Annotated in this window: 20 protein-coding genes and 1 tRNA gene; 10 read left to right on the top strand and 11 right to left on the bottom strand. The window is 42.5% G+C overall.

Annotation, left to right across the window (positions count from 1 at the left end; all coding sequences use genetic code 11):
* Positions 1 to 94 precede the first annotated feature (94 nt).
* Positions 95 to 3439 carry an amidohydrolase family protein gene (locus FM019_RS19830; RefSeq protein ID WP_143837840.1) on the bottom strand — a complete coding sequence of 1115 codons (3345 nt, stop codon included), beginning with the start codon at positions 3437 to 3439 and terminating at the stop codon, positions 95 to 97.
* A gap of 300 nt (positions 3440 to 3739) precedes the next feature.
* On the opposite strand from FM019_RS19830, the gene FM019_RS19835 reads away from it, so the two are divergent.
* Positions 3740 to 4369, top strand: coding sequence for a hypothetical protein (locus FM019_RS19835; RefSeq protein WP_143837841.1), 630 nt, complete (start codon positions 3740 to 3742; stop codon positions 4367 to 4369).
* 79 nt (positions 4370 to 4448) lie between these two features.
* On the opposite strand, the gene FM019_RS19840 is transcribed toward FM019_RS19835, so the two are convergent.
* The 6 genes from FM019_RS19840 to FM019_RS19865 form a co-directional block, all read right to left on the bottom strand.
* A complete protein-coding gene (locus tag FM019_RS19840; protein WP_143837842.1) occupies positions 4449 to 5348 on the bottom strand; it encodes a RimK family alpha-L-glutamate ligase in 900 nt (299 codons plus the stop codon).
* Between the two features lie 201 nt (positions 5349 to 5549).
* Positions 5550 to 5732: a hypothetical protein gene (locus tag FM019_RS19845; protein ID WP_143837843.1), complete on the bottom strand. Its 183-nt coding sequence runs from the start codon at positions 5730 to 5732 to the stop codon at positions 5550 to 5552.
* A 139-nt stretch (positions 5733 to 5871) separates the two neighbouring features.
* On the bottom strand, positions 5872 to 6093 hold the full coding sequence (locus FM019_RS19850; protein WP_143837844.1) for a helix-turn-helix domain-containing protein: 222 nt from the start codon (positions 6091 to 6093) through the stop codon (positions 5872 to 5874).
* Between the two features lie 11 nt (positions 6094 to 6104).
* Positions 6105 to 8288: a peptidase domain-containing ABC transporter gene (locus tag FM019_RS19855; protein WP_143837845.1), complete on the bottom strand. Its 2184-nt coding sequence runs from the start codon at positions 8286 to 8288 to the stop codon at positions 6105 to 6107.
* The gene (locus FM019_RS19860; protein WP_185969358.1) at positions 8285 to 9541 is read right to left on the bottom strand and encodes an HlyD family secretion protein; all 1257 of its coding nucleotides are present in this window, start codon (positions 9539 to 9541) and stop codon (positions 8285 to 8287) included. The genes FM019_RS19855 and FM019_RS19860 overlap by 4 nt, the downstream gene beginning before the upstream one ends.
* A gap of 580 nt (positions 9542 to 10121) precedes the next feature.
* Positions 10122 to 10430 carry a DUF962 domain-containing protein gene (locus FM019_RS19865; protein ID WP_143837847.1) on the bottom strand — a complete coding sequence of 103 codons (309 nt, stop codon included), beginning with the start codon at positions 10428 to 10430 and terminating at the stop codon, positions 10122 to 10124.
* Between the two features lie 193 nt (positions 10431 to 10623).
* Here FM019_RS19865 and FM019_RS19870 point away from each other — a divergent pair, with 193 nt between their 5' ends.
* Complete coding sequence (locus FM019_RS19870; RefSeq protein ID WP_143837848.1) at positions 10624 to 11469, top strand: thioredoxin family protein; 846 nt, start codon at positions 10624 to 10626, stop codon at positions 11467 to 11469.
* Positions 11470 to 11530: 61 nt separating this feature from the next.
* On the opposite strand, the gene FM019_RS19875 is transcribed toward FM019_RS19870, so the two are convergent.
* Together FM019_RS19875 and rhlB are read right to left on the bottom strand one after the other, a co-directional pair.
* On the bottom strand, positions 11531 to 13042 hold the full coding sequence (locus tag FM019_RS19875; RefSeq protein ID WP_143837849.1) for a guanosine-5'-triphosphate,3'-diphosphate pyrophosphatase: 1512 nt from the start codon (positions 13040 to 13042) through the stop codon (positions 11531 to 11533).
* A complete protein-coding gene (gene rhlB / locus FM019_RS19880; RefSeq protein ID WP_143837850.1) occupies positions 13042 to 14301 on the bottom strand; it encodes an ATP-dependent RNA helicase RhlB in 1260 nt (419 codons plus the stop codon). The genes FM019_RS19875 and rhlB overlap by 1 nt, the downstream gene beginning before the upstream one ends.
* A 99-nt stretch (positions 14302 to 14400) precedes the next feature.
* Between rhlB and trxA the strand changes: the two genes are divergently transcribed.
* From trxA to FM019_RS19900, 4 genes are all read left to right on the top strand, one after another.
* Positions 14401 to 14727: a thioredoxin TrxA gene (trxA, locus tag FM019_RS19885; RefSeq protein ID WP_143837851.1), complete on the top strand. Its 327-nt coding sequence runs from the start codon at positions 14401 to 14403 to the stop codon at positions 14725 to 14727.
* 308 nt (positions 14728 to 15035) lie between these two features.
* Complete coding sequence (gene rho / locus FM019_RS19890) at positions 15036 to 16301, top strand: transcription termination factor Rho (RefSeq protein WP_143837852.1); 1266 nt, start codon at positions 15036 to 15038, stop codon at positions 16299 to 16301.
* Between the two features lie 156 nt (positions 16302 to 16457).
* Positions 16458 to 17747, top strand: coding sequence for an amidohydrolase (locus FM019_RS19895; RefSeq protein ID WP_143837853.1), 1290 nt, complete (start codon positions 16458 to 16460; stop codon positions 17745 to 17747).
* A 9-nt stretch (positions 17748 to 17756) separates the two neighbouring features.
* The gene (locus FM019_RS19900; protein WP_143837854.1) at positions 17757 to 20522 is read left to right on the top strand and encodes a response regulator; all 2766 of its coding nucleotides are present in this window, start codon (positions 17757 to 17759) and stop codon (positions 20520 to 20522) included.
* A gap of 25 nt (positions 20523 to 20547) precedes the next feature.
* On the opposite strand, the gene FM019_RS19905 is transcribed toward FM019_RS19900, so the two are convergent.
* On the bottom strand, positions 20548 to 21435 hold the full coding sequence (locus FM019_RS19905; RefSeq protein ID WP_143837855.1) for a LysR family transcriptional regulator: 888 nt from the start codon (positions 21433 to 21435) through the stop codon (positions 20548 to 20550).
* 269 nt (positions 21436 to 21704) lie between these two features.
* Between FM019_RS19905 and purE the strand changes: the two genes are divergently transcribed.
* From purE to FM019_RS19925, 4 genes are all read left to right on the top strand, one after another.
* The gene (gene purE / locus FM019_RS19910) at positions 21705 to 22196 is read left to right on the top strand and encodes a 5-(carboxyamino)imidazole ribonucleotide mutase (protein WP_143837856.1); all 492 of its coding nucleotides are present in this window, start codon (positions 21705 to 21707) and stop codon (positions 22194 to 22196) included.
* Positions 22193 to 23335: a 5-(carboxyamino)imidazole ribonucleotide synthase gene (locus FM019_RS19915; protein ID WP_143837857.1), complete on the top strand. Its 1143-nt coding sequence runs from the start codon at positions 22193 to 22195 to the stop codon at positions 23333 to 23335. The genes purE and FM019_RS19915 overlap by 4 nt, the downstream gene beginning before the upstream one ends.
* Before the next feature lie 179 nt (positions 23336 to 23514).
* Positions 23515 to 23590, top strand: a tRNA-Thr gene (locus FM019_RS19920).
* A gap of 185 nt (positions 23591 to 23775) precedes the next feature.
* Positions 23776 to 24264, top strand: coding sequence for a GNAT family N-acetyltransferase (locus tag FM019_RS19925; RefSeq protein ID WP_143837858.1), 489 nt, complete (start codon positions 23776 to 23778; stop codon positions 24262 to 24264).
* A gap of 60 nt (positions 24265 to 24324) precedes the next feature.
* Here FM019_RS19925 and FM019_RS19930 read toward each other — a convergent pair whose 3' ends face one another.
* Positions 24325 to 24711, bottom strand: a complete 387-nt coding sequence (locus FM019_RS19930) for a Na+/H+ antiporter subunit G (protein WP_143837859.1) — start codon at positions 24709 to 24711, stop codon at positions 24325 to 24327.
* Positions 24712 to 24714 lie beyond the last annotated feature (3 nt).

The following is a 24714-nucleotide window of genomic DNA, read 5'->3' on the forward strand; positions in this document are numbered from 1 at the left end:
TTTTTGTTCACTGAGAGGGCAAACAAATATGCGGGTTGGTATAAGACCTAAGATTCAATGTCAGGCATAGAATCTTAGGTCATTGATCGTTAAATTAGTGCACCCACTTATGGCGCTTGCCTTTTTCATGGATAGCGGCTTCAGTCTCTTTTGGCATAAAGCTTTGATTGTCCATTTCGAAGAAGAAGGGTTGGCGTTTTTTCTTGCTTCCCACTTCGTTCATTGTGGCCGCTTCAAATACTCGTCCATTGATTACGGTATAATCAACAAATTCACTTCGACGCAGGTCGCTCAATACATCTCCATCAATAACGACTAAATCAGCCACTTTACCGACTTCAATACTACCGATTTGTTTGTCCATGCCTAAGTGAACTGCGCCATCAATTGTGCCACCTCGTATTGCTTCCCAGGCAGTAAAACCACCCTGGTGCATGATCCACAACTCCCAATGGGCAGCTAGACCTTCACGCTGACCGTGTGCGCCGATGTGTACACCAACGCCATTGTCACGCAAGACTTTTGCATATTTGGCCACATCTATATGGTTATATTGATTGTCAGGAGCGGCAGGTCGACGAATCGAGCGACGATCGACCAAGAAATGTGGGGTATAACGCATTAGGCGCTCGTTTTTCCACACTTCAGTGCGATCATACCAATACTCTTCACCCATCAACCCACCATATGACACAACAAAGGTCGGTGTGTAACCGAACTTAGTCGCCGACCACAATTTAGTCAAATCGTTGTAACCGTTAGCAATAGGTAAAGAGTGCTCCAAGCCTGTATGCCCATCTACAAGCATCGACAGGTTTTGCTGGAATTTACCGCCACCTTCAGGCACAACCATCAAGCCTAATTCCTTTGCAGCAGCAAGAACTTGTTGGCGTTGATCTCGACGAGGCTGATTGTAACTTTTTACAGAGATCGCACCGACGTCCTTGAGTCTTTGCAAATGATATTTGGCATCATCAAAGCTCTTGATAATGGCTTTGTAGCCTATCGCTTCGGCACCATAAAGGATGGTTCCTGTTGAATAAATTCGAGGAGCGACAATTTTCCCCGCTTTTTGTAATTCTGCCGCTGAAAAAATCTCAGTGGTGTCATTTGATGGATCGTGAATTGTGGTCACACCAAATGCCAGGTTGGAGTACTGACTCCAGTTTTGTTGAGGGATGATTTCGCTTGTACCTTGTGATCCGTGGGCGTGAGTATCTATCAATCCTGGGATGACAGTCTTGCCTTTTGCGTCGATTACCATGGCATCGTCTGGCACACTAACTTCGTCAGCACTGCCAACGGCTTCAATGCGATTGTCCTTAATCAGCACAACACCATTTTCGATGACTTCCTGTTGGTTATTTGCATCACGCATGGTCACCACATTTCCGCCAACGATTGCTTTATAGCCATTGGGTTTGTAAGAAGCTTGCTTAAACGAAAGGTTGTAACCTTCGGCAACAGGCTCTGGTAACTCTTCTGGCGCACCATCCACAAAAGCAAAAGCATCTTTTAATTCACGTTCAAAATAGAATGGACCGTGATACCAACTAACCGCTTGGTTATCGGCATGCCATGTCAAATATTCTCCTGCACGACTGGACACCTGAGTGACCGGAATTGAGGTCGATTTAGGACCAATGCTTTGGCGTTTACCCATTTGTTTAAATGGTGCTACATACGCATTGTATTGGTGAACAAATGCAATCCATTTACCGTCATGAGACAGGCGATATTCACTTATTTTATCTGCACCGTATAAATGTTCACGCTTATCTTCGCCATTTAGGTCAACACTGACCAACTGTGTTTCGGTAAAGGGAGTGCCACCAACTACAGTAGTGAAATATACGCGCTCGTTGTTGCCAGAAAAGTGTGGCGAAACTCCACGTTTGGCAACGCGAGTGTGTGTTTCATCGTCGAGATTCGTCACATATATACCCGGTTCAACCGACCATTTGGGCGATAAGAGATAACCACCAGTGATTTTACGATAGGTGACTAATTCACCATCAACAGAGAAGCTCGGCTCAACGTAATGACCAGGGTCTTTGCTAATTACTTTTCCTTTACCACCTCTGGCAGAGACTATTCTGATTGAACCTAAAGATTGGTCATTCCAAGTGGTGTAAACAATCTTTTTACCGTCGTTTGAATATCTCGGGTAATACTCATCATGGTCATTTTGTTTGGTTAATCGTTTCATTTTGCCGGTTTTTACGTTTTTCACATAAAGTTTGCCCAGTGCTTGAAACAGGATATTTTTACCATCTGGTGATTTTTGTGCCCAACGGATCATTTTGACGTCAAATTCATCCGGTGCGACATCTACATCAAAGCGGACGGCGTCTGCATACTTGAGTTGAGTAGAAACGGATACAGGGATAGTATCGATTTTGCCATCTGCAACGCTTATTTTATGAAATTTTCCTCCGGTCCAAAAAACGATGTGTTTTGAATCTGGGGTCCAATCAAAATAAGCGAAATAACCTTCTGTACCAAAACCTTCTTGCATATCACGCTCGAGATCCTGATAAAGTGCGTTTTCGCTGCCGTCGCGCAAATTTTTAACGAACAGTGCGGTTTTGTTCTTTATTCGGCGTACAAAAGCGAGGTGTTCACTATTGGGAGATGGTGTTGGAACTATCGCACCACCAGTGCCAGATACAAAACGTTCCTCTTCACCTGTTTCCATCTCATAACGAGTGATAGCAAAAACAGATTTTAACGGATCACGGTTATAGCTAAATGTCGTGCCTGAAGTGATGTCTTGAGTGAAATAGACATATTTGCCATCAGGTGAGAAAGCAGGATCAGCAATGTTCTTTTGGTCGCGTTTACCATTGACTCGTGCTTTTAGCTTAATCCCGTCGCCACCGGATTTGTGGTACATCCACACTTCACCTGCCGGGATACTACGACTCGACATGATGCCCTTGGTCGCAATGATATATTCACCATCTGGACTCCATTTGGGCGAATGCATGATGTTGTTTTTTTCTTTAGAAACCTGTTTCAATTCGCTGCCATCAATATTCATCGTCCAAATATTTGATAGTCCACCGCGATCAGAACTGAAGGCGACTTTTTTACCATCGGGGCTAACGGCAGGATGAATATTCCAGGCAAAATCTTGAGTGAGCGGCTTGGCTTGGCCTCCTTTAGCGTCGACGATAAAAATGTCGCCAAGGGTGTCGAACACCATACTATCGCCATCGGGACTGACGTCTAGACTCGCCCAGGTTACTTCATCTGAATTGATATCAAGGGTAGATAATTCAAAAGGAGGATTGAGTACATCCCACTTTTCTTTTTCTTCACTATTGGTATCGGCTGAGGTTTCGCTTTCTTGCGCTGCCAAATTGGAAGTAAAAAGTATTAAGCTAAAACTAAGCAAGACAGAACGGGCTTGTGACCAAGCCAAGTGTTTTTTCATGATAGGTTCCCGGTAGTCACTATTATTTTTGTGAGAATACTATACGTTAAAAAGCGTCGAATGAGATCCAATTACCCAGTGATTTTCATTTTAATTAAGAGCTCTAAAGGCAACTTTTATGAACACGCTCTAGCATAGACTTTGCCCACATGCTGTATTTTGTTCAATTTATTATTCCAATCAGTTATTTAGCAACGGAATAAAAAGTGGTTTACAGTCATTAAGTCAATCTGGCGAAACTTTCAGGTTGTCTATAGGCCCGAGTTGGGGCAAAAATAGCAAAGGAATAAGGATATATTTATGAAATTATTAGCAGTAAGTGTCAGTGCTCTTCTTCTATTACAAGGTTGTTATTTAACGCCTGATTTTCAGGCCAAGGCAGACAGCACACAACAATCCTCCACGAGTAAAAAGTTTAGTGCTGTTCAATCAACTCAATCCCAGATCGCCATAGTTGAAGTAGATAAGTACATTAATGCAAAATTTGATAAACCAGCTTTTAAAGTTGTCATCGTCAATCAAGACCAACAACCCGTTGCTTTGAATTTAGCTGATATTAAAGTTTTAGCGGATGGACAGGAAGTGACAATTCTGGACCCGAAGTTAGCTAAAGCTGATAGGGAACGAATGGTTAAACTCATGACGTCTAATGCAGGAAATCGGGGGACTCGTTCAGTCAACAGGGGGCCAAACGCAGGCTTTGCTCCTTTAGCAAACAATTCTACTGCGTATTCTGTTGGTTTAAGTAAAGATGTCAATTATAAGGAGTTTATTAGTCAACAGTTAACAGACACTGTTGTAAAGCCCATGCATACTTACTCTGGATATGTCACCCTGGACAGAGAAAACTTGGACGACGTCAAAGAGCTTCAAGTTTCTATGTATGTTGATTCAGAAGAACATGTTTTTAATATCGTACGAAACCATTAATCTAAGTATCTAAATAGAAAACTAAGGTCAGGAGCAGCGCACAGCTCCTGATACTTTATTGACGAGAATTACACATTTTTTAATGTGTTAATAACTTGAGTAAACTCTGAGTTAGCGGATACCCCGTGACGCGCTCAAAATGGATGAACATCGGGCTTGGGTTTGCTTCCAAAAATACGTATTCGCCATCTTCGTTCAAACGCCAATCGATGGCTGTCCATGCCATGCCAAAGCTTCGACAAATTTGTTTTGCTAATGCACACACTGAGTCTGGTAATTGAATAGGTATGTGCTGTGGATCATCTTCAAGTCTAAAATCTACTTTTTCGCTCAAAATTTGTGCACTGAAAATCTCATCACCAATAACGAACGTACGAATGTTGGTGCCCGAGACAAAGGATTGTATGGTAACAGGAGCATACTTTAACACTGCGTTGAGTCGCGTTGTTTCCAACATTTCTGGGCCAACTAAAGTAGCATGTGCGCCGCCATAAACGGGCTTGAAAATACATCTGTCGTGTCGCAGTGTGAAAGCGAGGATATCCTCAGCATTATTACCGATATAGGTGTCTGGGATCTGCGCACCCAAACGTTTTGCATGAGCCAACTGTCTAGGCTTTACTTTATGTTGGTCGAACACTTTCCATGAGTTCACCCAATGTATTTTATCTTCGTCCAAAAAAGTACGTAGAACGCTGCAACTATCACTCATTGCAATTTGGTTGATTGGCGTATGGGTTCCGTTACCCAAAAGAGGTTGAGAAATGCTGCTCCAAAACACACTTTTGATCTCATCAAATCTGATGGCCTGATCATGTAACAGTAGGCTCCCCTGTGAACTAGATGGGTTCCAGGAAATGCTCGATGAGGCAGGATACTGCGATGAATCAAACAGCACAGCCTGCTCACCTTGTTCATGACAGGTGTTAAGCATATGCAATGCGTGACAATCGTTTTTCGCACCAAGAATAATAATCATGCTGTGCTGCCTCCTTGCAACATAACTCTCGCCTTGAAAGGGAATAAATCACGGCTCCTACCTATAAAAGACCATTTTCAATATGACCATAGCTTCTATCTGGTTAATAAAGCGTAAAAATAAGCGATGCCGAGATTTCTTATGCAGGATTCGGGTTAATTAATATTGGCTACTCTCAGAAGAAAGTAGCCAAAACGCCAGTTAGTAGCAAAAACCGCCGCCTTCTTCGCCTATTGCCATGGTTGTGCCCATCGGAGGACGTTTTGTAGGCACGGGGCCGCCTTCTTTGCATTCGATAAGGATGATGTCTACGACTGTTCCTGCGCTAACTTTTTCAACCGTGTTCTCGGTTAATTCCATTTTATGTGTGAACGGATGTTCCATTTCATTCTCCTTTGCATTGCTGCATTTTGTTTACACTACACACCTTGTGTAGTTGACGTAATTATGCGACAAATTGTTAGTTTTTTCCGCTTAAGAACGTCCAGTTTCAGGTCTAGAATTGTATTGTTCTAACACGGGACTATGTTGTTTCGTACAGTTGCGGAAAAAGCGTTCTCAACATTTTCCGATTGTTCACTGATAACTTCTTAAAGATGTTTGTGCAGTGAAACTTAACCGTCCTCTCGCTAATAAATAGCTGATCAGCAATCGAACGATTACTCAAACCCTGACATACTTTATCAGCAACCTGTTTTTCACGTTTCGAAAGTTTGTTTTGATACATTCCAAGTAAATTATCCATAGTATTTTTCCTTAAATATTGGTTTTGGTGGTTTTTATCGACTCAGTAATATCAACTAACTGCCCATGCTCCATATGCAACACTATGTCTGCGTTGCTAATGGTTTGAGGACGGTGAGCAACAATTACTCGGGTCATCGATAACTGTTTAATGTGATTGTTAATAGCCATTTCGTTTTCGACATCTAAATGGCTGGTGGCTTCATCCATAAATAGAATAGAGGGTTCTCTGTATAGAGCCCGTGCTAGCACTATCCGTTGTTTTTGTCCGCCACTTAGAGACGCACCCATGTCTCCGACAAGTGTGTTGTATTGCATTCCCATTTGCATAATATCGTCGTGAATGCAGGCGAGGTTGGCGCAAAATACGATCCTCTGCATATCAATTTTGTTATCAAAGCAGGCGATATTGTCGGCAATGGTGCCATTGAGCAATTGGTCTTCTTGCAACACGCCAGCGATAGACTGCCGATAATTGGGCCGATGATTCAACAACACTTCATCAATCATTATTTGGCCTGTATTGGGTTGTAATAAGCCCATAAGGCATTTAAGTAATGTGGTTTTACCGCATCCGCTAGGGCCTGTGATGGCAATGGTTTTTCCCTGAGGGATGATTAAGTTGAGGTTTGAAAAGACAGGTTCATCGAGTTCACTGTAAGCAAACCCAATACCATTGACATCTATCCGGCCTCGTATTTTTTCATCGCAATTAAATTCTTCATAAGACAGGGATTCAGATTCGACTAGCAAATCTTTAGGTGTATGAACAATGTCGGCAAGCCGGTTGAAATGCAGTTCAAGCATCCGAAATTCAATCCATTTTTCAATCAAGCTATCCATGGAAGAGATGAACCGACCTTTGTAGCTGACATAAGCGTATAACATACCGACACTAAATAGGTTATTGGTCACAGCGATTGCTGCAAAGTAGATGATAAGTATGTTCTCGACTCCAAATAGAAACTTGTTCGCCGTATCAAAACCAATATTCCATTTACTCAATCGAATGTTTTTATTCATCGCGTCGGCAAGTCTGTTTTGCCACTGACTTTGCCGCTCGGATTCTTTACCAAATAACTTTATGGTTTGTATGGCTCTCACAGACTCCATAAAATGGGTATTCTCTTTGGCTTGTGCCATGATGCTTTCTTCGCTCAATCGGCGAAGCGGCACGTAAAAGCTGTATCTAAGAAATGCATACATGGCGACAACCGCCAAAGCAATAAAGGTGAGCTTGACGTCATAATAAAACATCACTAACAACGTCAGAATAGCCATAATCCCATCGACAAACACAGTTACTAAGCCCGTGGTCAGCAAGTCTCTGATGTTTTGTAGAGAACCAAATCGAGAGACAATATCGCCCATATGTCGCTTGGTAAAATAGTCCATGGGTAAGCGGATTAGATGACGATAGACATTGGCAGCCATTTGAATATTGAGCCGACTGGACAGCCCCAATATTACAGTTTGACGCAAAAGGGTCGTTCCGGTATCTAAAATTAGAAGTAGACCAAAGCCCAGAGCCAATACAGTGAGTAGGTTGGTATCAGAGCGTAAAATTACATCGTCGACGACTGTCTGCATGTAATAGGGGTGCACGATCGCGAACACTTGTAAAAAAATGGACAGGACAAATATCAATATTAAACTGCGTTTGATACCAATAATTTTGGACCAAAAATGTTTAAGTTTAAGCTGACTTTTTTGCTCGCCGGGTTCGAATTCTGAGGTTGGAGTTAGTTCTAACGCCACACCAGTAAACAATTTATCTACTTGTTCGAAAGTAAAACTGCGCTCTCCCAACGCAGGATCGTGTACTACGATCTTGTCTTTGAAAACCCGTTTAAGAACAACAAAATGTTTCATTTCCCAGTGTAAAATACAAGGTGTCTGAAGTTGTGATAGTTGGTCAATTTCGAGTCGTAATGCCCTGGATGCTAATGACATTCTCGAGGCAATTTTCATGATTTGCTTGAGCGTTGTGCCATGGGCAGATATCGAAAAGCGTCTCCTTAACGACGACAAGTCGATTTGATAGCCATAGTAGGCGCTTACCATTGCAAGGCAAGCTAATCCGCATTCCGCAGCTTCGGATTGTAAAATAATCGGCAGCGAACTGGCGCGGTCAAATTTAAGTAGTTGTTCGGGATGCGACTCTTTATCTTCAGATTGGATATGGGTTGCACTCATTGCAGTCTACCTCGCAAACTCATCAGTGGTTCTAAAATCCATTCCAATAAACTGCGCTCACTCAATTTGATATTGCCAGTCAGAGTCATCCCCGATTTTAGCTGTAAGGTCTTGCCGTAAGCTTCAACCGATGCGGAGTTGAGATTGGCGTGTACGAGGTAAACAGGTTCGTTGAATTGTATTGGCACAGAATTAACTTCGTTCGGAAGCAACACTGTTGTAGATACCTGAATCACTTCGGCTTGATACAAACCAAACTTCTGATAAGGAAAGGCATCATAGCGAACTTCAATTTCTTGACCCGCCTCAATGAACCCAGCTGCTTTGACCGGGATCAGCAGTTTGGCAATGATTTGGCTGTTGTTAGGCATGATTGACAATAGCGGCATTGAAGCGTTGACTTGCTGCCCTTCTTTGGCATGAAGGTTACTCACTACACCGTCATTGTTGGCTTTTAAAACGTATTCCTTCTGACCGCGCATCTGGGCGATTTGTAACGCCAGATCACTGAGTTTTACTCTCAATTGTGCCTCGTTATCCTTCTGACTGTATGGCAATACTTTTAATCTGCTACTGAGCAAATCTAATTGATTTTGACGATTGATTTGTTCTCGAACTAGGCGTTGTTCATCATTTTCCAAAGCCAATTGTTGTTCTAGCAAATTGTCCATTTCAACATCTGTAATATGACCACGCTGATTCATCAGCTGAAAGTTTTTTAAGCGAGTCACAACCAAATCCTGCCTTGCTTTGAGCGTTGCAATTTGTTCGCTTATCCCTTCAAGTTCGGCCTCTATCGCGTGCAGTTCTTGTTGTGTGTTTGCTATTTCTATGCTGTTTTTGGATTGCATCCTAAGTAATTGCGCGTTAAGAAGTTCATCCTGCTTTTGGTATTCTTCGAGCAAGGTGTTTTCCACGCTATATCCGTTAACCATGGTGCGGCCGCGATTAACAACTACTAGAGGATCTCCAACTTTCACTTCTTGACCTTCAGAAACAAGCAACTTACTCACGTGTCCAGAAGCATCGTGAGCATAGACTTTACTGATACCATTGGTGGGCTCTAACCAGCCCGTTACAGATTCTTGTCGGGCATATTGGCTATTTACCAACCAGGCAAAAACCGCAACCAACCAGAGTAAAACAAAAATCGCAGCCACCACATGCGGGAGTGAGGGAGTTAACAAAACCTCTCCGTGTAGCCGATCTTTTTGATGCTCGATAGCATTTTGTCTAAATAAACTCTGTTGCACGTCACTTCCTATCGATTTTTATACAGAGCCCTTCCTAAAAAGCGGGTTTTGGGCTCATTACTTATGAATAATTCCTTCCATGGATTTACTGCTCCATTTGCAAAAAATACATGTAGACGTCACCTCTTCATGTGAGCGGATCTTCCGTGACGATGCAGAGCAAGTCTGAAAGATTGTCGACATTATGCTTTCTTGCGTAAGCTTCCTTACTTTTTTGCCACATTGGCATTCTTCCGTGTTGCTTCCGTGCGTACCTGTGTCGATATCCTGTGCCGTCCTGGCGAGCAAAATATTTGACATAGCGCGTTAAGCGCAGGAAAAGTTCCTTTTTAATTTCCATTTAGAAACGTTGACTTAACATCCTTGAAAAGTCGGTCGTTTTCCTTAACGACGTAATGAGAATATCTAAGGGTGTGAAAAACGCGTTACAAATTTGGGGCATGAAGATACACATATGGGACACGGGTGCTTAAAACGCAGATTATTGGGGATAAATAACAAAGACTAGCAATTTTGGGGAGATAATTAGCACATTTGGGACATCCGTCCCAAATCGGTGGATAGAGCGACTTAGATCAATTTAAAACTTCAGTTTTCCGGTTAAAATATCCTTGAACATGATCCAGTCGGCAACAAAACTATAGAGCGGGTAGGTAAAGGTTGCAGGCCTATTCTTTTCAAAGAAAAAGTGTCCAACCCAAGCAAACCCATATCCTAAAATTGGAAGAAGCCACAACAACACCCATTGTTGGCTGAATAAAATGTAACCTAGCAAGACTAATATTAGCGAAGAACCTATGAAGTGCAGACGTCTACAGGTAACGTTTTGATGCTCCTGCAAATAAAAAGGGTAAAATTCAGAAAAGCTTTTATATTGTTTTTCACTCATGGGGAACTCACAATTTATTAGTTTGCGTAACTCACTGATTAAGCTAACACATCAAAGCGATAGATATTGTCGCGAAATTGACAATTGGGATTTGCGCCAATATAACAAGCACAAATCGACATTGGTAGTGTTGGGTTTTCTGTGTAGTATCCCCACATCATTGCCATTAAACCGAATTCAAAAAGAGTGATAAATGCACAACACCGTGAATCTGAATATTGAGAATTTTCAGGATGTTATTCTTGAACAGTCAAAACACAAACATATTTTAGTTGATTTTTGGGCTCCCAATTTAGAAATGTGCGAGCAATTATCGCCGATACTGGAGAAATTAGCCGCACAGCATAGCGAGCACCTTATCTACGCCCGCGTTAATTGCGAACAAGAACAACAAATAGCGGGTCAATTTGGTATTCAAAGTTTGCCCACGGTCATTTTAGTCAAAGACGGACAACCGGTAGATGGTTTTGCTGGCCCAATGATGGAAGAGCAAATCCAAGAGTTGTTGGAAAAACATCTGCCCAATGCTGAAGATGGCTTATACGAGAAAGCTGTGGCGTATATTAATCAAGGAGACTACCAAAACGCCTTTACCACTGCGAAACAAGCCCATGACTTAGACGCACAGCGTGTTGATATTAGACTTGTATTGGCCGATTGTTATGTTGAATTAGGGAATGTCAATCAAGCCAAAGAGCTCCTAGAACCCATTACATTGGTGGACCAAAATGGGTACTACCACAGTGTATTAGGTAAGATTGAATTGGCAGAACAGGCTGCGGAATCCCCGGAAATCAAGCAGTTACAAGAGCAGTTAGTACAGAACCCAGATGATTTACAAATTAAAGTCGATTTGGCTATTCAACTACACCAGGCTAACAAAGCGGAAGACGCACTAGATTTGTTATTTAGTGTTTTACGAAAAGACTTGGGTTTTGGCGACGCGCGAAAGTTCACTTTGGACATCATTAATGCAATGCCAGATGGAGACCCTTTAAAATCTGCAGCTCGGCGCAAAATGTACAGTCTACTGTATTAAATTGTTGAATAAGTAAGGTTGTGATTACCAAGGGGTAAGCGCAACCTGAAAACTCTTTAACTTAACTAAAACTAAGTGGCCAACCTACTTTGTGTTGAAGCCATTTTTCATTTGCCAATTCCGCATCAATCAATGGATGCTCGCGCAACCAACCCTCAGGAAAAATAAGCTGCCAATGACTTTCGTGCGTCACTAATTTAATCGGTGGCAACACATTGTCTTTGCGTCGTATAGATAATAAACACGAAAGTCGAATGATTCTGACTAAACCAAATAGCAAGGGCTGTAGATCAGGGTGATATTGGTCAAAAAGCCCCAAGTCTAGTTCTTGGCGGTGACTTTGAACTAAATGGCAGATACTCTTTCGTTGCATCTGAGAATAGCCATTTAACGGAAGGTGTTTGAGAATATAAGCGCCATGCATGTGGTAATGCTTATATTCGATGTGCAAACCTATTTCGTGCAACAGCGCCGCTGCTTCGATAACTGCCATCGCGTCAAAATTGCAAATGTTGGTTTGTGCGCAAAGTTGCGTGTAGAGATCTTGTGCAACATCACACACTCGACGGGCTTGCTGCGCATCGATATGAAACTTTTCTATGGAATCCTTTAACGAATGGCTACGGCGGTCGTTCTTTTCGCAGTCCTCTAACATTCCATAAATTAGACCTTCGCGTAAAGCTCCACCAGAAATCTGCATTTCTGATATTTTTAGTTGTTCAAATAGGGCAATGAGGATGCAAAGTCCGCTGGGGAAGATAGCGCGGCGTGATTCGATTAGCCCGTCGATCTCTAGAGAATCGATGTTAACGCAATCAATACACTGTTGAAGCAAGATATACAAATAGTCAAGCCTTATGGCATCGCTGATCCCTTGTTCGACCAGAATTTCTACAATTGCTTGTGGTGTGCCGGAAGCACCAAGACATTGTTCCCAATCGAAACAAACAAAGTCATCAATAACAGGTAACAAGTTGCGTTTGGCTTGGGCGATGGCTGCTTGAGCATTTTCCTGAGTGAGCTCCCCGTTTACAAAGAACCGCTCTTTAAATGTGACGCATCCCATGTCTAAACTGACGAGATTGATCGGCTGCATGTCATTGCCAATTATTACCTCAGTACTCGCGCCGCCAATATCAATGACAAGCGTATTACCATGATTAGCTGAGGTGTAGGCGACACCAAGATAAATTTGACGCGCTTCTTCTTCACCACTAATAACTTCGAGTTTATGGTTTAAGATTGATTGCGCTTTTTCAATAAAAACGTTTGCGTTTTTGGCCAATCTTAAGGTGGCAGTACCGACGACTTTAATATTTGATAGGGGAATGTCTTGCAGTCTTTCCGCGAAAGTCTCTAAACAACGCCAGCCTCTCTCCATACTCACTTCATCGAGCACCATATTGTCATCAAGACCAGCGGCGAGGCGAACTTTTTGTTTAACTTTGCCAATGATTTGAACGCTGCCCGAGACGACTCGAACAATGACTAAGTGGAAGCTGTTAGAACCAAGATCAACTGCTGCATACAGTTGATCCGTATTGGTGACAGGTGAAACTGCTTGATTATCCATTAACGCCTTTTATGTTTGTTGCCATGCGGTCTTTTTTGATAGTTTTTACCACTTTGCATGCGTTTTTTAAACTGCGGTTTAGGTGGCGTTATATCGTCAAGCAATGCATCAGCATCATAATTACTTACCGGCACTGCTCGCCCGATATAGCTTTCAATAGCTGGCAAGTTCAATGCGTATTTCTCGCAGGCAAAACTGATCGCATGACCACTTTTTCCTGCACGCCCCGTTCTACCGATTCGATGCACATAGTCTTCTGCATCATCAGGTAGATCATAATTAAACACATGGCTGACTTTTTCAATGTGTAATCCACGTGCCGCGACGTCGGTAGCTACCAGTATGTCTAATTTGTCTTTACCGAAATCTTCAAGGATCTTTAATCGTTTTCGTTGTGGAACATCGCCACTTAACAAACCGACCCGGTGGCCGTCTGCGGCCAACCAATCATTGAGTTTTTCGCATACATGTTTGGTATTAGCGAAAACAATGGCTTTTTCAGGCCATTCATCTTCAAGTAGCGTAAGCAATAACAGCATTTTGTCATCATCGGAAGGGTAAAATAGCTCTTCTTGGATGCGACTTGCCGTGACTTTATCATGAGCCACTTCTACGTGCGTCGGGTTATTCATATGCTCATAGGCAAGTTCTTGAACTCGATAAGACAACGTAGCTGAAAATAGCATGCTGAGGCGCTCTGTTGGCTTAGGCATGCGCCTGAACATGTATCGAATATCTTTGATAAAGCCCAAATCGAACATACGATCTGCTTCATCTAATACAGCAACTTGAATGTTTTCAAGCGAAAACACGTTCTGTTTATAATAGTCGATGATGCGGCCTGTGGTTCCAATAATGATATCAACACCAGATTGAAGAGATTCACGTTGACTTTGGTAACCCTCGCCCCCATAGATCAAACCAAGCGATAGCCCTGTATGCTTACTAAGCAATTCAGCGTCGTTATAAATTTGCACTGCAAGTTCACGGGTCGGTGCCATAATAATGGCTCTGGGTTGTGATGTTGCATTTTGTGACTGAGTTAACAGGTGATGGAAAGTTGCTACTAAAAAGGCAATGGTTTTTCCGGTTCCTGTTTGCGCTTGCCCAGCAATGTCTTGGGTCTGCAAAAGGTGTGGAAGACTCAACGCTTGAATTGGTGTGCAATGAATGAAATTCGCTTCTGTCAATGCCTTTAAAACATCCTCATGGATGGGCAAATCAGAAAAATGTGTTTCAGTTAAATGTGTTGTTTGCATAGCTTATAGCTTATCAGTGCTTGCATTAAAAAACAGTTTCTATATAACTCTCATTACGCGCTGAAGTTTGTCAGCGAGAGACCAATTACGGAGAAAAATATGAGCGACAAAATTATCCAGTTGTCTGACGATAGTTTCGAGGCCGATGTTATCAATGCTGCTGGTCCTGTCCTAGTTGATTTTTGGGCGGAATGGTGCGGCCCTTGTAAAATGATTGCGCCAATCTTGGAAGAAGTTGCTGGCGAATTCGACGGCAAGGTAACAGTTGCCAAGTTGAATGTCGATGAAAATAATGAAACACCGCCTAAGTATGGTATCCGTGGGATCCCTACTTTATTGTTGTTTAAGGACGGAAATGTCGCTGCGACCAAAGTCGGTGCATTGTCTAAAACACAATTAACTGAGTTTCTGACTGAAAACGTTTAATCCGTTTTCTGCATTAAAAAACCCGAGCATGCTCGGGTTTTTTTGTTTTATCTAGGACCAATTAAAACACTTGCGCTAGCGCAAATAAACATCGTTTAAGAGAATAAAATAAATAATAACTCACCTTGAACTTGCTTTTTCTCTGGACGAGGCGGTTTTTTGGTGCTAACTTTTGATTGTTCAAGTCTTGAACTCACCAAATTTCGTACTCAATCCAGAGAGTAATATAATTTTTAACACCCGATAATATCAAAACAACCAACATTAAGTGCTTGAAGGCACAATTCAAATCATAAAGACCCACCAATATGAATTTAACAGAATTAAAGAATAAACCGATCAGCGAACTTGTTGCCCTAGCCGAAAAAATGGGCTTGGAAAACATGGCTCGTGCACGTAAACAAGACATCATCTTTGCTATTCTCAAAGCCCATGCAAAAAGTGGCGAAGACATTTTTGGCGATGGTGTATTAGAAATTTTGCAAGACGGCTTTGGCTTTTTGCGTTCTTCGGATTCTTCATATTTGGCGGGGCCTGATGATATTTATGTTTCGCCAAGTCAGATAAGACGTTTCAACTTGCGCACGGGTGACACTATCGCAGGGAAGATAAGGCCACCAAAAGACAGCGAGCGCTATTTTGCGTTGCTAAAAATCAATCAAGTAAACTTTGACAAACCTGAAAACTCCCGTAATAAAATTCTTTTTGAAAACCTCACTCCCTTGCACGCCAACCGCCGTTTCACACTGCAACGGGGTAATGGTAGTACAGAAGATCTGACCGCTCGTATTTTAGACTTGGCATCGCCCATCGGCGCCGGTCAAAGGGGTTTGATTGTTGCACCACCAAAGGCAGGTAAAACATTACTTTTACAAAATATCGCTCAATCTATTGCGGCAAATCACCCAGAAAGTGAATTGATGGTATTGCTGATTGACGAACGGCCTGAAGAAGTCACCGAGATGCAACGATTGGTGCAAGGTGAAGTTGTTGCGTCAACCTTTGACGAACCAGCGAGTCGTCACGTTCAGGTTGCAGAAATGGTTATTGAGAAGGCCAAACGCCTGGTTGAGCATAAAAAAGATGTTGTCATCCTGCTCGATTCGATAACGCGTTTAGCGCGAGCATATAACACTGTTATCCCATCGTCAGGTAAAGTGCTAACCGGTGGTGTTGATGCCAATGCTTTACATAAACCTAAACGCTTTTTCGGCGCAGCGCGTAATGTAGAAGAAGGTGGTAGTTTGACAATCATTGCTACTGCACTCATCGATACCGGTTCAAAAATGGATGAAGTAATCTACGAAGAATTTAAAGGCACAGGTAATATGGAGTTGCACTTGAACCGTAAAATCGCAGAGAAGCGTGTCTTCCCAGCTATAGATTTTAATCGTTCAGGAACACGTAGAGAAGAGTTACTGACCACCCAAGATGAATTACAGAAAATGTGGATACTGCGTAAAATCGTTCACGAAATGTCAGAAATTGATGCAATTGAATTTTTGATTGGGCGTCTTGCTATGACAAAAACCAATGAAGAATTTTTTGATGCGATGAAGCGTCAGAAAAGTTAAGCGCAGTAATATGCATTAACTCACATCTCGTTAACTTTCAAGAGAACCGCCAAAGCAAACGCTTTTGCGGTTTTTTTTTTACTTAGAATGCTTTGCGCAACTGTGATATAACTTTGAGTCTGATTCGATTTCAATCAACCACAAAGCCGAACTCCTATGATCAAAAAAATCCTTCTAGCTCTATCACTAGCGCCAACTATTGCGTTTGCCAATCAAGTTGAAATTTTGGCAGATAATATCGAACAAAAAGTCATTCAATGGCGCCATCATCTGCACCAGTATCCTGAGCTTTCTAATCGCGAATTTAAAACCGCCGCATATGTAGAAAAGCACTTAAGAGCATTGGGTCTTGAAGTTCAAACGGGAGTCGCGATAACGGGCGTAGTGGGTGTTTTAGACAGTGGCAAACCGGGCCCAACAGTTGCGCTTCGCGCCGATATGGATGGCTTACCAGTGTTAGAACAAAATGATTTGCCTTGGAAGTCTACCCAACGGGGTGTTTTTAATGGTAATGATGTTCCTGTCATGCACGCCTGCGGACACGATACGCACGTTGCTATGCTGATGGGCGCGGCAGAAATTTTGGTAGACATGAAGGACCAACTCACAGGGAAAGTTAAATTTATTTTTCAACCTGCAGAAGAAGGCGCACCGGCAGGTGAAAAAGGTGGGGCAGAAGTTATGGTCGAAGAGGGGGTGTTAAAAAACCCTGATGTCGACGCGATTTTTGGCTTACATATCAGTTCCAATACTGATGTCGGCAAAGTCCGTTATCGGGAGGGTGGCGTTATGGCTGCCGTGGATCCATTTAAAATCGTTATAAAGGGCAAACAAGCTCACGGTGCGTATCCATGGTTAAGTGTCGATCCGATAACCACTGCTGCGCAATTGATTATGAGTGTGCAAACTATTGTAAGCCGGGAGCTTCGATTATTGGATGATGCTGCGGTGATTACCTTTGGTAAAATTAACGGTGGCGTTCGCTCAAACATTATTCCAAATGAAGTCGAGCTTGTCGGAACGATCAGAACGCTCAACAAAGAAGCCAGAGAACATATTTACGAAGCTTTACCGCGAAAAATGAAGGGCATTGCTGACAGTATGCGTGCGGAAGCGGAATTGACTTTACCTTTGGATTACAACTATCCGATCACATTCAACGATCACGATTTAATGGCGAAAATGCTGCCAACATTAGTCGAAACCGCAGGGCAGGAAAACGTACTTTATAGCAAACCCGTTACCGGTGCTGAAGACTTTTCGTTTTTCCAGGAAGAAGTACCAGGGGTTTACTTGTGGATTGGCGGTAAGCCGTTAGATGTTGATGAAAAAGATGCGCCTGCTCACCATACTCCAGAGTTTTATGTGGACGACTCTGGAATGAAGCTGGGTGTCAAACTTCTTACCAATCTCACGCTGGATTATATGGAAAAACACGCAAAATAACCGACTCCCATGTTAAGTCGTTCTATTACAACAATGGTGCTGACGTTAGTCGGCATCTTGTTGAATTATGCTCCCTCGCCCTTTGAGAATGGCGCAACCTTCGCTTTTGGATTCTCATTTGCAATATTTTTAGGTTTTTTATACCGGCCCCTCTATGGCCTGGTAAGCAGCTTAATCATGGCGGTAGTACTGCTTCAAAACCAGGCGAGTTTAGCGGTCTTACTGCTCGGTGTACAAGTCTTTGTTGTACTGCTTATGAGCTATCAAAAAGAGCCTAGTCGACCTTTTACTGTTACGTTATTATTTTGGTTATTTGCCGCAGGCCCGGCACTTTACCTTTATCAATTGTTTGTTTTCGGAAGCTTTGAACAGCGCCATATTGGTCCTATCTTAACGGATGTAATTAATGGTATCGCCGTTAGCTTATTTGGTCATTTAGCTTACAGCTTGTTTAGTCTAGTAAACAAAAACGCGACGCCTATCCCATTTAAAATGGGCTTTATGTTTCGCTACTTTTTTAGTGGTTTGTTTTTCTTCTCAACGATGGTTTTGGCATATACATTTATCCATTATTACCAACAAACACAGTTTGAAGAGCTTCAAGACTATCTCTCCCAACGAACCAATGTTGTGACAAATCAACTTGATGCGTTTTTAGAATCGCACAGAAATGCTTTGGTACTAAGTGCCGAAGCTATTGAAGATCAGCCACAAAATATTGCACAAAGACTTAATGATATTTCACAATACTATCCAAACTTTTTGACTTTTCTTGTCGCCGACAAAGACGGCATGATTAGCCATTCATATCCGACAGCACTTTTTCAAAAAGCCAAAGAGACGGGGCAGTTAGATGTCAGTGAACGAAGCTATTTCATTCAGGCAAAACAGACGGGGGATGCTTATTTGTCACCCGCTTTTCGTGGTAAAGGCTTTGGCAATGATCCTATCGTAGCTATTTCGTCACCTATCTATGACGAAGAGGAACAATTTTTCGGAATTGTTGAAGGCTCTCTCAACCTATCAAGTTTCAAGTTGTATGACGACAACGAAATAGACAGCACCGTGAGTATGTTAATTACTGATAATCAACAGACGGTGATTTATGCCAGTGAAACTTTGGACTATAAACCGCTTGATGTCGTTTCTGAGTTGCCTTGCTCTGAGCCGCTTTGTGCGTTTGGCGAATTGAAAACCATTGATTCACAAAAGATGATCGCAGTGAAAGTCACCAGCGAGCTGAGCGGTTGGAGCGTATATAAATTTTATCCACGATCAACGTTTTACCAAGAGATGGCAGACTACATTGTACTCGCCTTGATTGTGACAATTATGTTGAGCATTTTTTCTTATTTTGTGAGCTTCTTTGTGTCAAACGCCTTCTCTCATCCATTGAGTTTGCTGTTACAAAACTTCGCTCGCCTAGATCCAAGTAATCCTGATACCTCCCGAGTCGAATCCTTGGAGGCAAGCCAAGTTATGGAAATTGCAGAGCTGGATAAAGGTTTTGCTGAGTTAGCAACACGCCTGGCAAATTTGTTTGAACAGCTCAACTCATCGAAATTACGCCAAAGCCAACTTAATGTTGAACTAAAATCTTTAAACGCCACTCTTGAACGCCGAGTAGAAGAAAAAACCCACTCGTTGCAACGAGCGGTATTAGAAGCCGAATCTGCAAACGCTGCAAAATCTCAATTTCTGGCCAATTTGTCTCACGAAATTCGCACACCAATGAATGGTATTATTGGCTCTTGTCAGAACTTCAAAGCAGCAGATTTAGACGAATTCAATCGGCGCAAACTCGACGTGATTTATCATTCGGCTTTAAACTTGTTGGAGTTGCTTAATAGTGTTCTTGATTGGTCCAAAATCGAGTCCGGAAAAATGATGATAGAGGAAGTGATTTTTTCGCCTTCCGCATTAGTTGAAAACATCTCTGAACTTAATGCGCCCCTTGCCAAGTCAAAGTCGCTTGATATTCGTTGTAGCAAGTCTAATTTCTTACCCCAGTGGCTCATTGGAGATGAAGTCAAAATTAGCCAAATACTCAATAATCTTATTAATAACGCTATCAAGTTTACCGAAACGGGCTATATCGAGGTGTTAGCCGATTATATTGACAAAAAATTAGTGCTTAGCGTTGTTGATAGTGGAATAGGTATCGCAGATTCGAAACAGAAAAAAGTTTTGGAGCAATTTACCCAGGCCGATTCTTCTACATCGAGACTGTATGGCGGTACTGGGCTAGGTTTGAGTATTTGCCAAGAACTAACCAAATTGATGGGCGGAGAATTAATACTTGAGAGCGAAGAAGGCGTAGGAACCAAAGTCTTGGTTTATTTGCCCTTACTGGAATCGACTGTTGGTCCAGTTTCCAACACTATAAGCAGCACTTCAATACCAAAAAACAGCAGGATTTTGCTTGTCGAGGACAATGAAATAAATGCAGAAGTGGTATTAGATATGCTGGCGAATGAAGATATAAGGATAATAAGAGTCGAAGACGGTCAAAAGGCCATTGATGCTGCTGAGCATCATGACTTCGATTTGATTTTAATGGATTGTCAAATGCCTGGTGTAGATGGTTATCAGGCTACTCAAGCAATTCGAAGTAGCCAAGGTAAAAACAACAAAACGCCAATTATTGCGTTAACAGCCAACGCCTATAAACAAGATCGCCAACGCTGTTTAAGCGCAGGAATGAATGATCATTTAGCAAAGCCAATTGATAAAACTGAATTATTACTGGCGATTGAAAAATGGTTAACGGATTAGAAATTTTAACTCAACACAACCAGCGTTAAGACACCTCGTGGTCGTTATAGGATTCCAAAAAAGACAGGAAGGCTTCGCAAGCCAAGTTTTTGGGACGGTCTATCGCGGTAACAGCATACCAGTGACTGTGTATGGGAAAATCTTCGATTTCAAGGGCTTTTATTCCTTGGTCCCCGCCTTGAGCGAGCGTATGTTCTGAGAGAATAGCCAGACCGAGTCCTGATTTAACCGAGAGTTTGATTGCTTCATTGCTTTCAACCAGCATAGTATTTGTTAGTGTTAGTTGATTTTGTTGGCAATATTGCTCGATCGTCATTCGTGTCCCAGACCCGACCTCACGCATTAAAAAGCGCTTGTCTTTGAGATCATTGAGGGTGCAGTGATCAGGTCCGTCGTAGCTATTTGGTGCTATGACCTGTAAACGGTTACTCATGAATTCTTGTTTATGGTAGGTATCACCTTGCGGCGGATGACTGAATATATAAATATCGTCCTGATTGTTTTCTAATCTTTCAATTACCTGAGCACGGTTTCTGACTTGAAACAGGATGTCTAGTCCTTCATGGAGTTTACAAAATTCGGCGAGTACAGGTGGAATCACGTATTTTGCTGTGGTGACCACAACAATACTCAGCCGCCCTTTTTCGATTCCTTTAATGGCTTCTACCTGAGCATTCAACTTGTGCTGCGCAGCAGCTATCTCTTGGGCACATTGATACACCGCTTTGCCGGCTTCGGTCATATAGAGTCTGCCGTGCTGCGATTCGATTAATTGTGACCCAACCTCAGCGGACAACTTTTTGAGTTGCAACGATACTGTAGGTTGACTCAAACTCAGTGTGTTTGAGGCCGCAGTGATGGAGCCACTGTCAACTACTTGCCTGTAGACTTCTAACAACCTAAACGTAAGCATAAATAGATATTAGTAAACATGTTTAATACTGTTATCTACGATGATAAATGTTTTTAGTTCACATTTATTCGCAAAAAAGCATCTTGATACCGGATTTTTACTTCCCTGATTTGGGCTTCTTGATTATTTACGCTACAATCTGCGGCCCTGAAAAGCGCATCGAACGCTATTGGGAGCGAGATTAGAATTTTTCTTTGAGTTAGGAAGGACTAATCGTTATTGTCTCGGCACAGATGACATGCCGGTAACCATATATTTTGGGAGCGACCATGCCAAAAGTGGCAATCGTAATGGGGTCCAATTCAGATTGGCCAACAATGCAACATGCTGCATTGATGTTAAAAAAATTGGGTGTAGAGTTTGAAGCAAAAGTAGTGTCTGCGCATAGAACTCCTGACTTATTGACCGAATTTTCTAAGACTGCTTCACGAAAAGGTTTTCATGTGATCATTGGTGGTGCTGGCGGTGCCGCGCATCTGCCAGGTATGATCGCCGCTCATACACATCTACCAGTATTTGGTGTTCCCGTAAGATCAAGCCAGCTAAATGGTTTAGATTCGTTGCTGTCAATCGTTCAGATGCCCAAGGGTGTGGCTGTCGGTACAACAGCAATCGGAGAGGCCGGCGCTGCTAACGCGGGGCTTCTAGCGGCTCAGGTTATAGCATTACATGATGAAGATGTTGCTGATGCTATAATCGCTTTTCGTCAGAATCAAACGAATACTGTTCTTGGATTGGAGCCATTGGAGCTGCCTGAATGAAGGTACTGGTATACGGTTCGGGCCAGCTAGCACAAATGATGTGCTTAGCTGCTGTACCCCTTGGCATTCAAGTTCGCGCAGTTGATGTGACCACTCGTAACGTTGTCGACCCAATCAGCAAAGAAGTTTTAGATACCTCGTTAGACGATGCCATCAATGAATCCGATGCGCTGACTGTTGAGTTCGAACACGTACCTGAAGATTTGCTAGAGCAAGCAAGTTCAAGCGGAAAACTTTATCCCGGCATTGACGCCATATTAGCCGGTGCTGACAGAGTGCGCGAGAAGCAAGTACTTGAAGAGCTTGCGGTTAAAAACAGTGATCACCTTATTATTACAGATGTGTCGCAGTTGCATGAAGCCATTGATTCATTGGGTGAAAAACTCATACTCAAAGCCAGCCGAGACGGCTATGATGGTTACGGTCAGTGGCGCCTAAAAAGCAAAAACGAGCTGGCGAGTCTTTGCCAGGAACTTGCATGCCTTGATCTTAGTAAAGTCCCTTTAATTGCGGAGAAAATGGTCCCGTTCGATCGTGAATTATCCTTACTTGGAGCGCGTAATTCTCAAGGTGAATTTGTTTTTTACCCATTAGCTGAAAATCTACATCACCAAGGCCAACTGCACGTGTCTGTAGCACCTGCGCCCCAAGTCACAGGCAGCTTGATTGTTCAGGCACAAAGTGCGTTTAAGTTACTTGCTGACAAATTTGAATATGTTGGGGTGATGGCCGTTGAATTCTTCCAAGTTGGTGATGAATTGCTGGTTAACGAGATTGCACCTCGTGTGCACAACTCTGGTCACTGGAGCATGCAAGGGGCTGATACCAGCCAGTTTGAGAATCACATGCGTGCAATCACTGGGCTACCCCTTGGTAATGCCAATGCAAAGTACAAAAGTGCGATGATTAATATTATTGGTTGTGATGACTATTCAACAGATCTTTTGAGTATTAATCGATGTCATTTGCACCTGTATGGAAAAAGCGTACGCCCAAAACGTAAGATGGGTCATATTAATCTGACCGGGGAGAGCTACGCAGAGATCGCTGAGCTAATGACTACCTTAGCCAAATATTTGCCAATGGCTTATTTCCCCAAATTGCTCGACGAAGCGGATAAGCTAAGCGAATTGAACTAAATTTAATCGAACGTGGATTGAATAATAAGCAGAGTTCAATCGTCAATGGTTAGATCACGGGTTAAATACATTATCAATGCAAACAACTATTGACATGTATAATCTAGTGACTAAAATAGCGCCTCGTTTTTGCTGAAGGTCACCAACCCTTCAACACGCGAAAACGTGTTTCTAAGTGTGCCGACTTAGCTCAGTTGGTAGAGCAACTGACTTGTAATCAGTAGGTCGCCAGTTCGACTCCGGCAGTCGGCACCATTTTTCCCTTCATCGCGAATGCGAACGTCATAAATTCCCTAAACATCTAATACAAGCTGTTTCGACCAATGACCTTTTTAATACTTACTAGGTTTTGCGCTTAGTCTTGACCAAGTGTACTCGCCGCCAATTGCAGTCGTTTGTAAAATGAAATATTGTCCATTTGTTACTTAACAAGAATCGAAATGAAGGTAGCTACATTGAAACATGAGATAACTTTCACTAGATTGTCAGAAATTGAATCAAGCGAAATCATTGCCCATATGTCGGAACCTCGTATTTCTGAGCATATGCCACTTTTGAAATTTAAATGGGACGAAGCTAGTGTTGTTAACTTCATCACGACTAAAGAAAAATGTTGGAGCAGGGATGGTCTGGGACATTGGGCTATACTGTTCGATGACAAATATGTCGGATGGGGTGGTTTTCAAAAAGAAGGAGATGAGTGGGATTTTGGTCTGGTTCTGAAAACAGATTCATTCGGGTTGGGTACACGCATTTCAAAAAAAGCGATTGAATTTGCTGTGCTAGATCCGCGGATTCCGTTTGTTACCTTCTTACTGCCACCTTCTCGAAAGAAACTTAGAGCACTTGAAAGGCTTGGCGCTATTTTTGTAGCAGAGATAGAATACGAAGGTGAAAGATTTCTAAAATATAGACTCGAGACAAAATAGCGTTTTGTCTCTGATAGATTTCAAGCGTCAACTGTGAAGATCTTTCAGGCTGTTTAGCTCTCAAGTTTTCTCTTTAGATTGCCCATTCTTTTCTGGTGGCAACTGTTCACGTGCCGTAGCAATAAGATGTTTATTACGCGTGCGTTCCATGGTGTCGACCTGATTGTGCAATGCTGCTTTGGCAAGAATGTGAGCGGTGACCGGGGCAGTAATCACTAAAAACAGGGTGATAAGTAGTTCGTTAATACTCACATGACCTTGAAGGTGGAACATATAGACCATTGATCCAATCAGTATGCCGCCAAGGCCGAGTGTTGTGGCCTTGGTTGGTGCATGTAATCGCACATAGAGATCTTGTAAACGAAGTAATCCTACAGAGCCTACCAATACGAATAGCCCGCCGATAAGCAATAAAACTGATATCGTCAATTCAACTGCAAAACTCATAAA

It is taken from the genome of Aliiglaciecola sp. M165 (assembly GCF_007197995.1).
Classification (GTDB): domain Bacteria; phylum Pseudomonadota; class Gammaproteobacteria; order Enterobacterales; family Alteromonadaceae; genus Aliiglaciecola.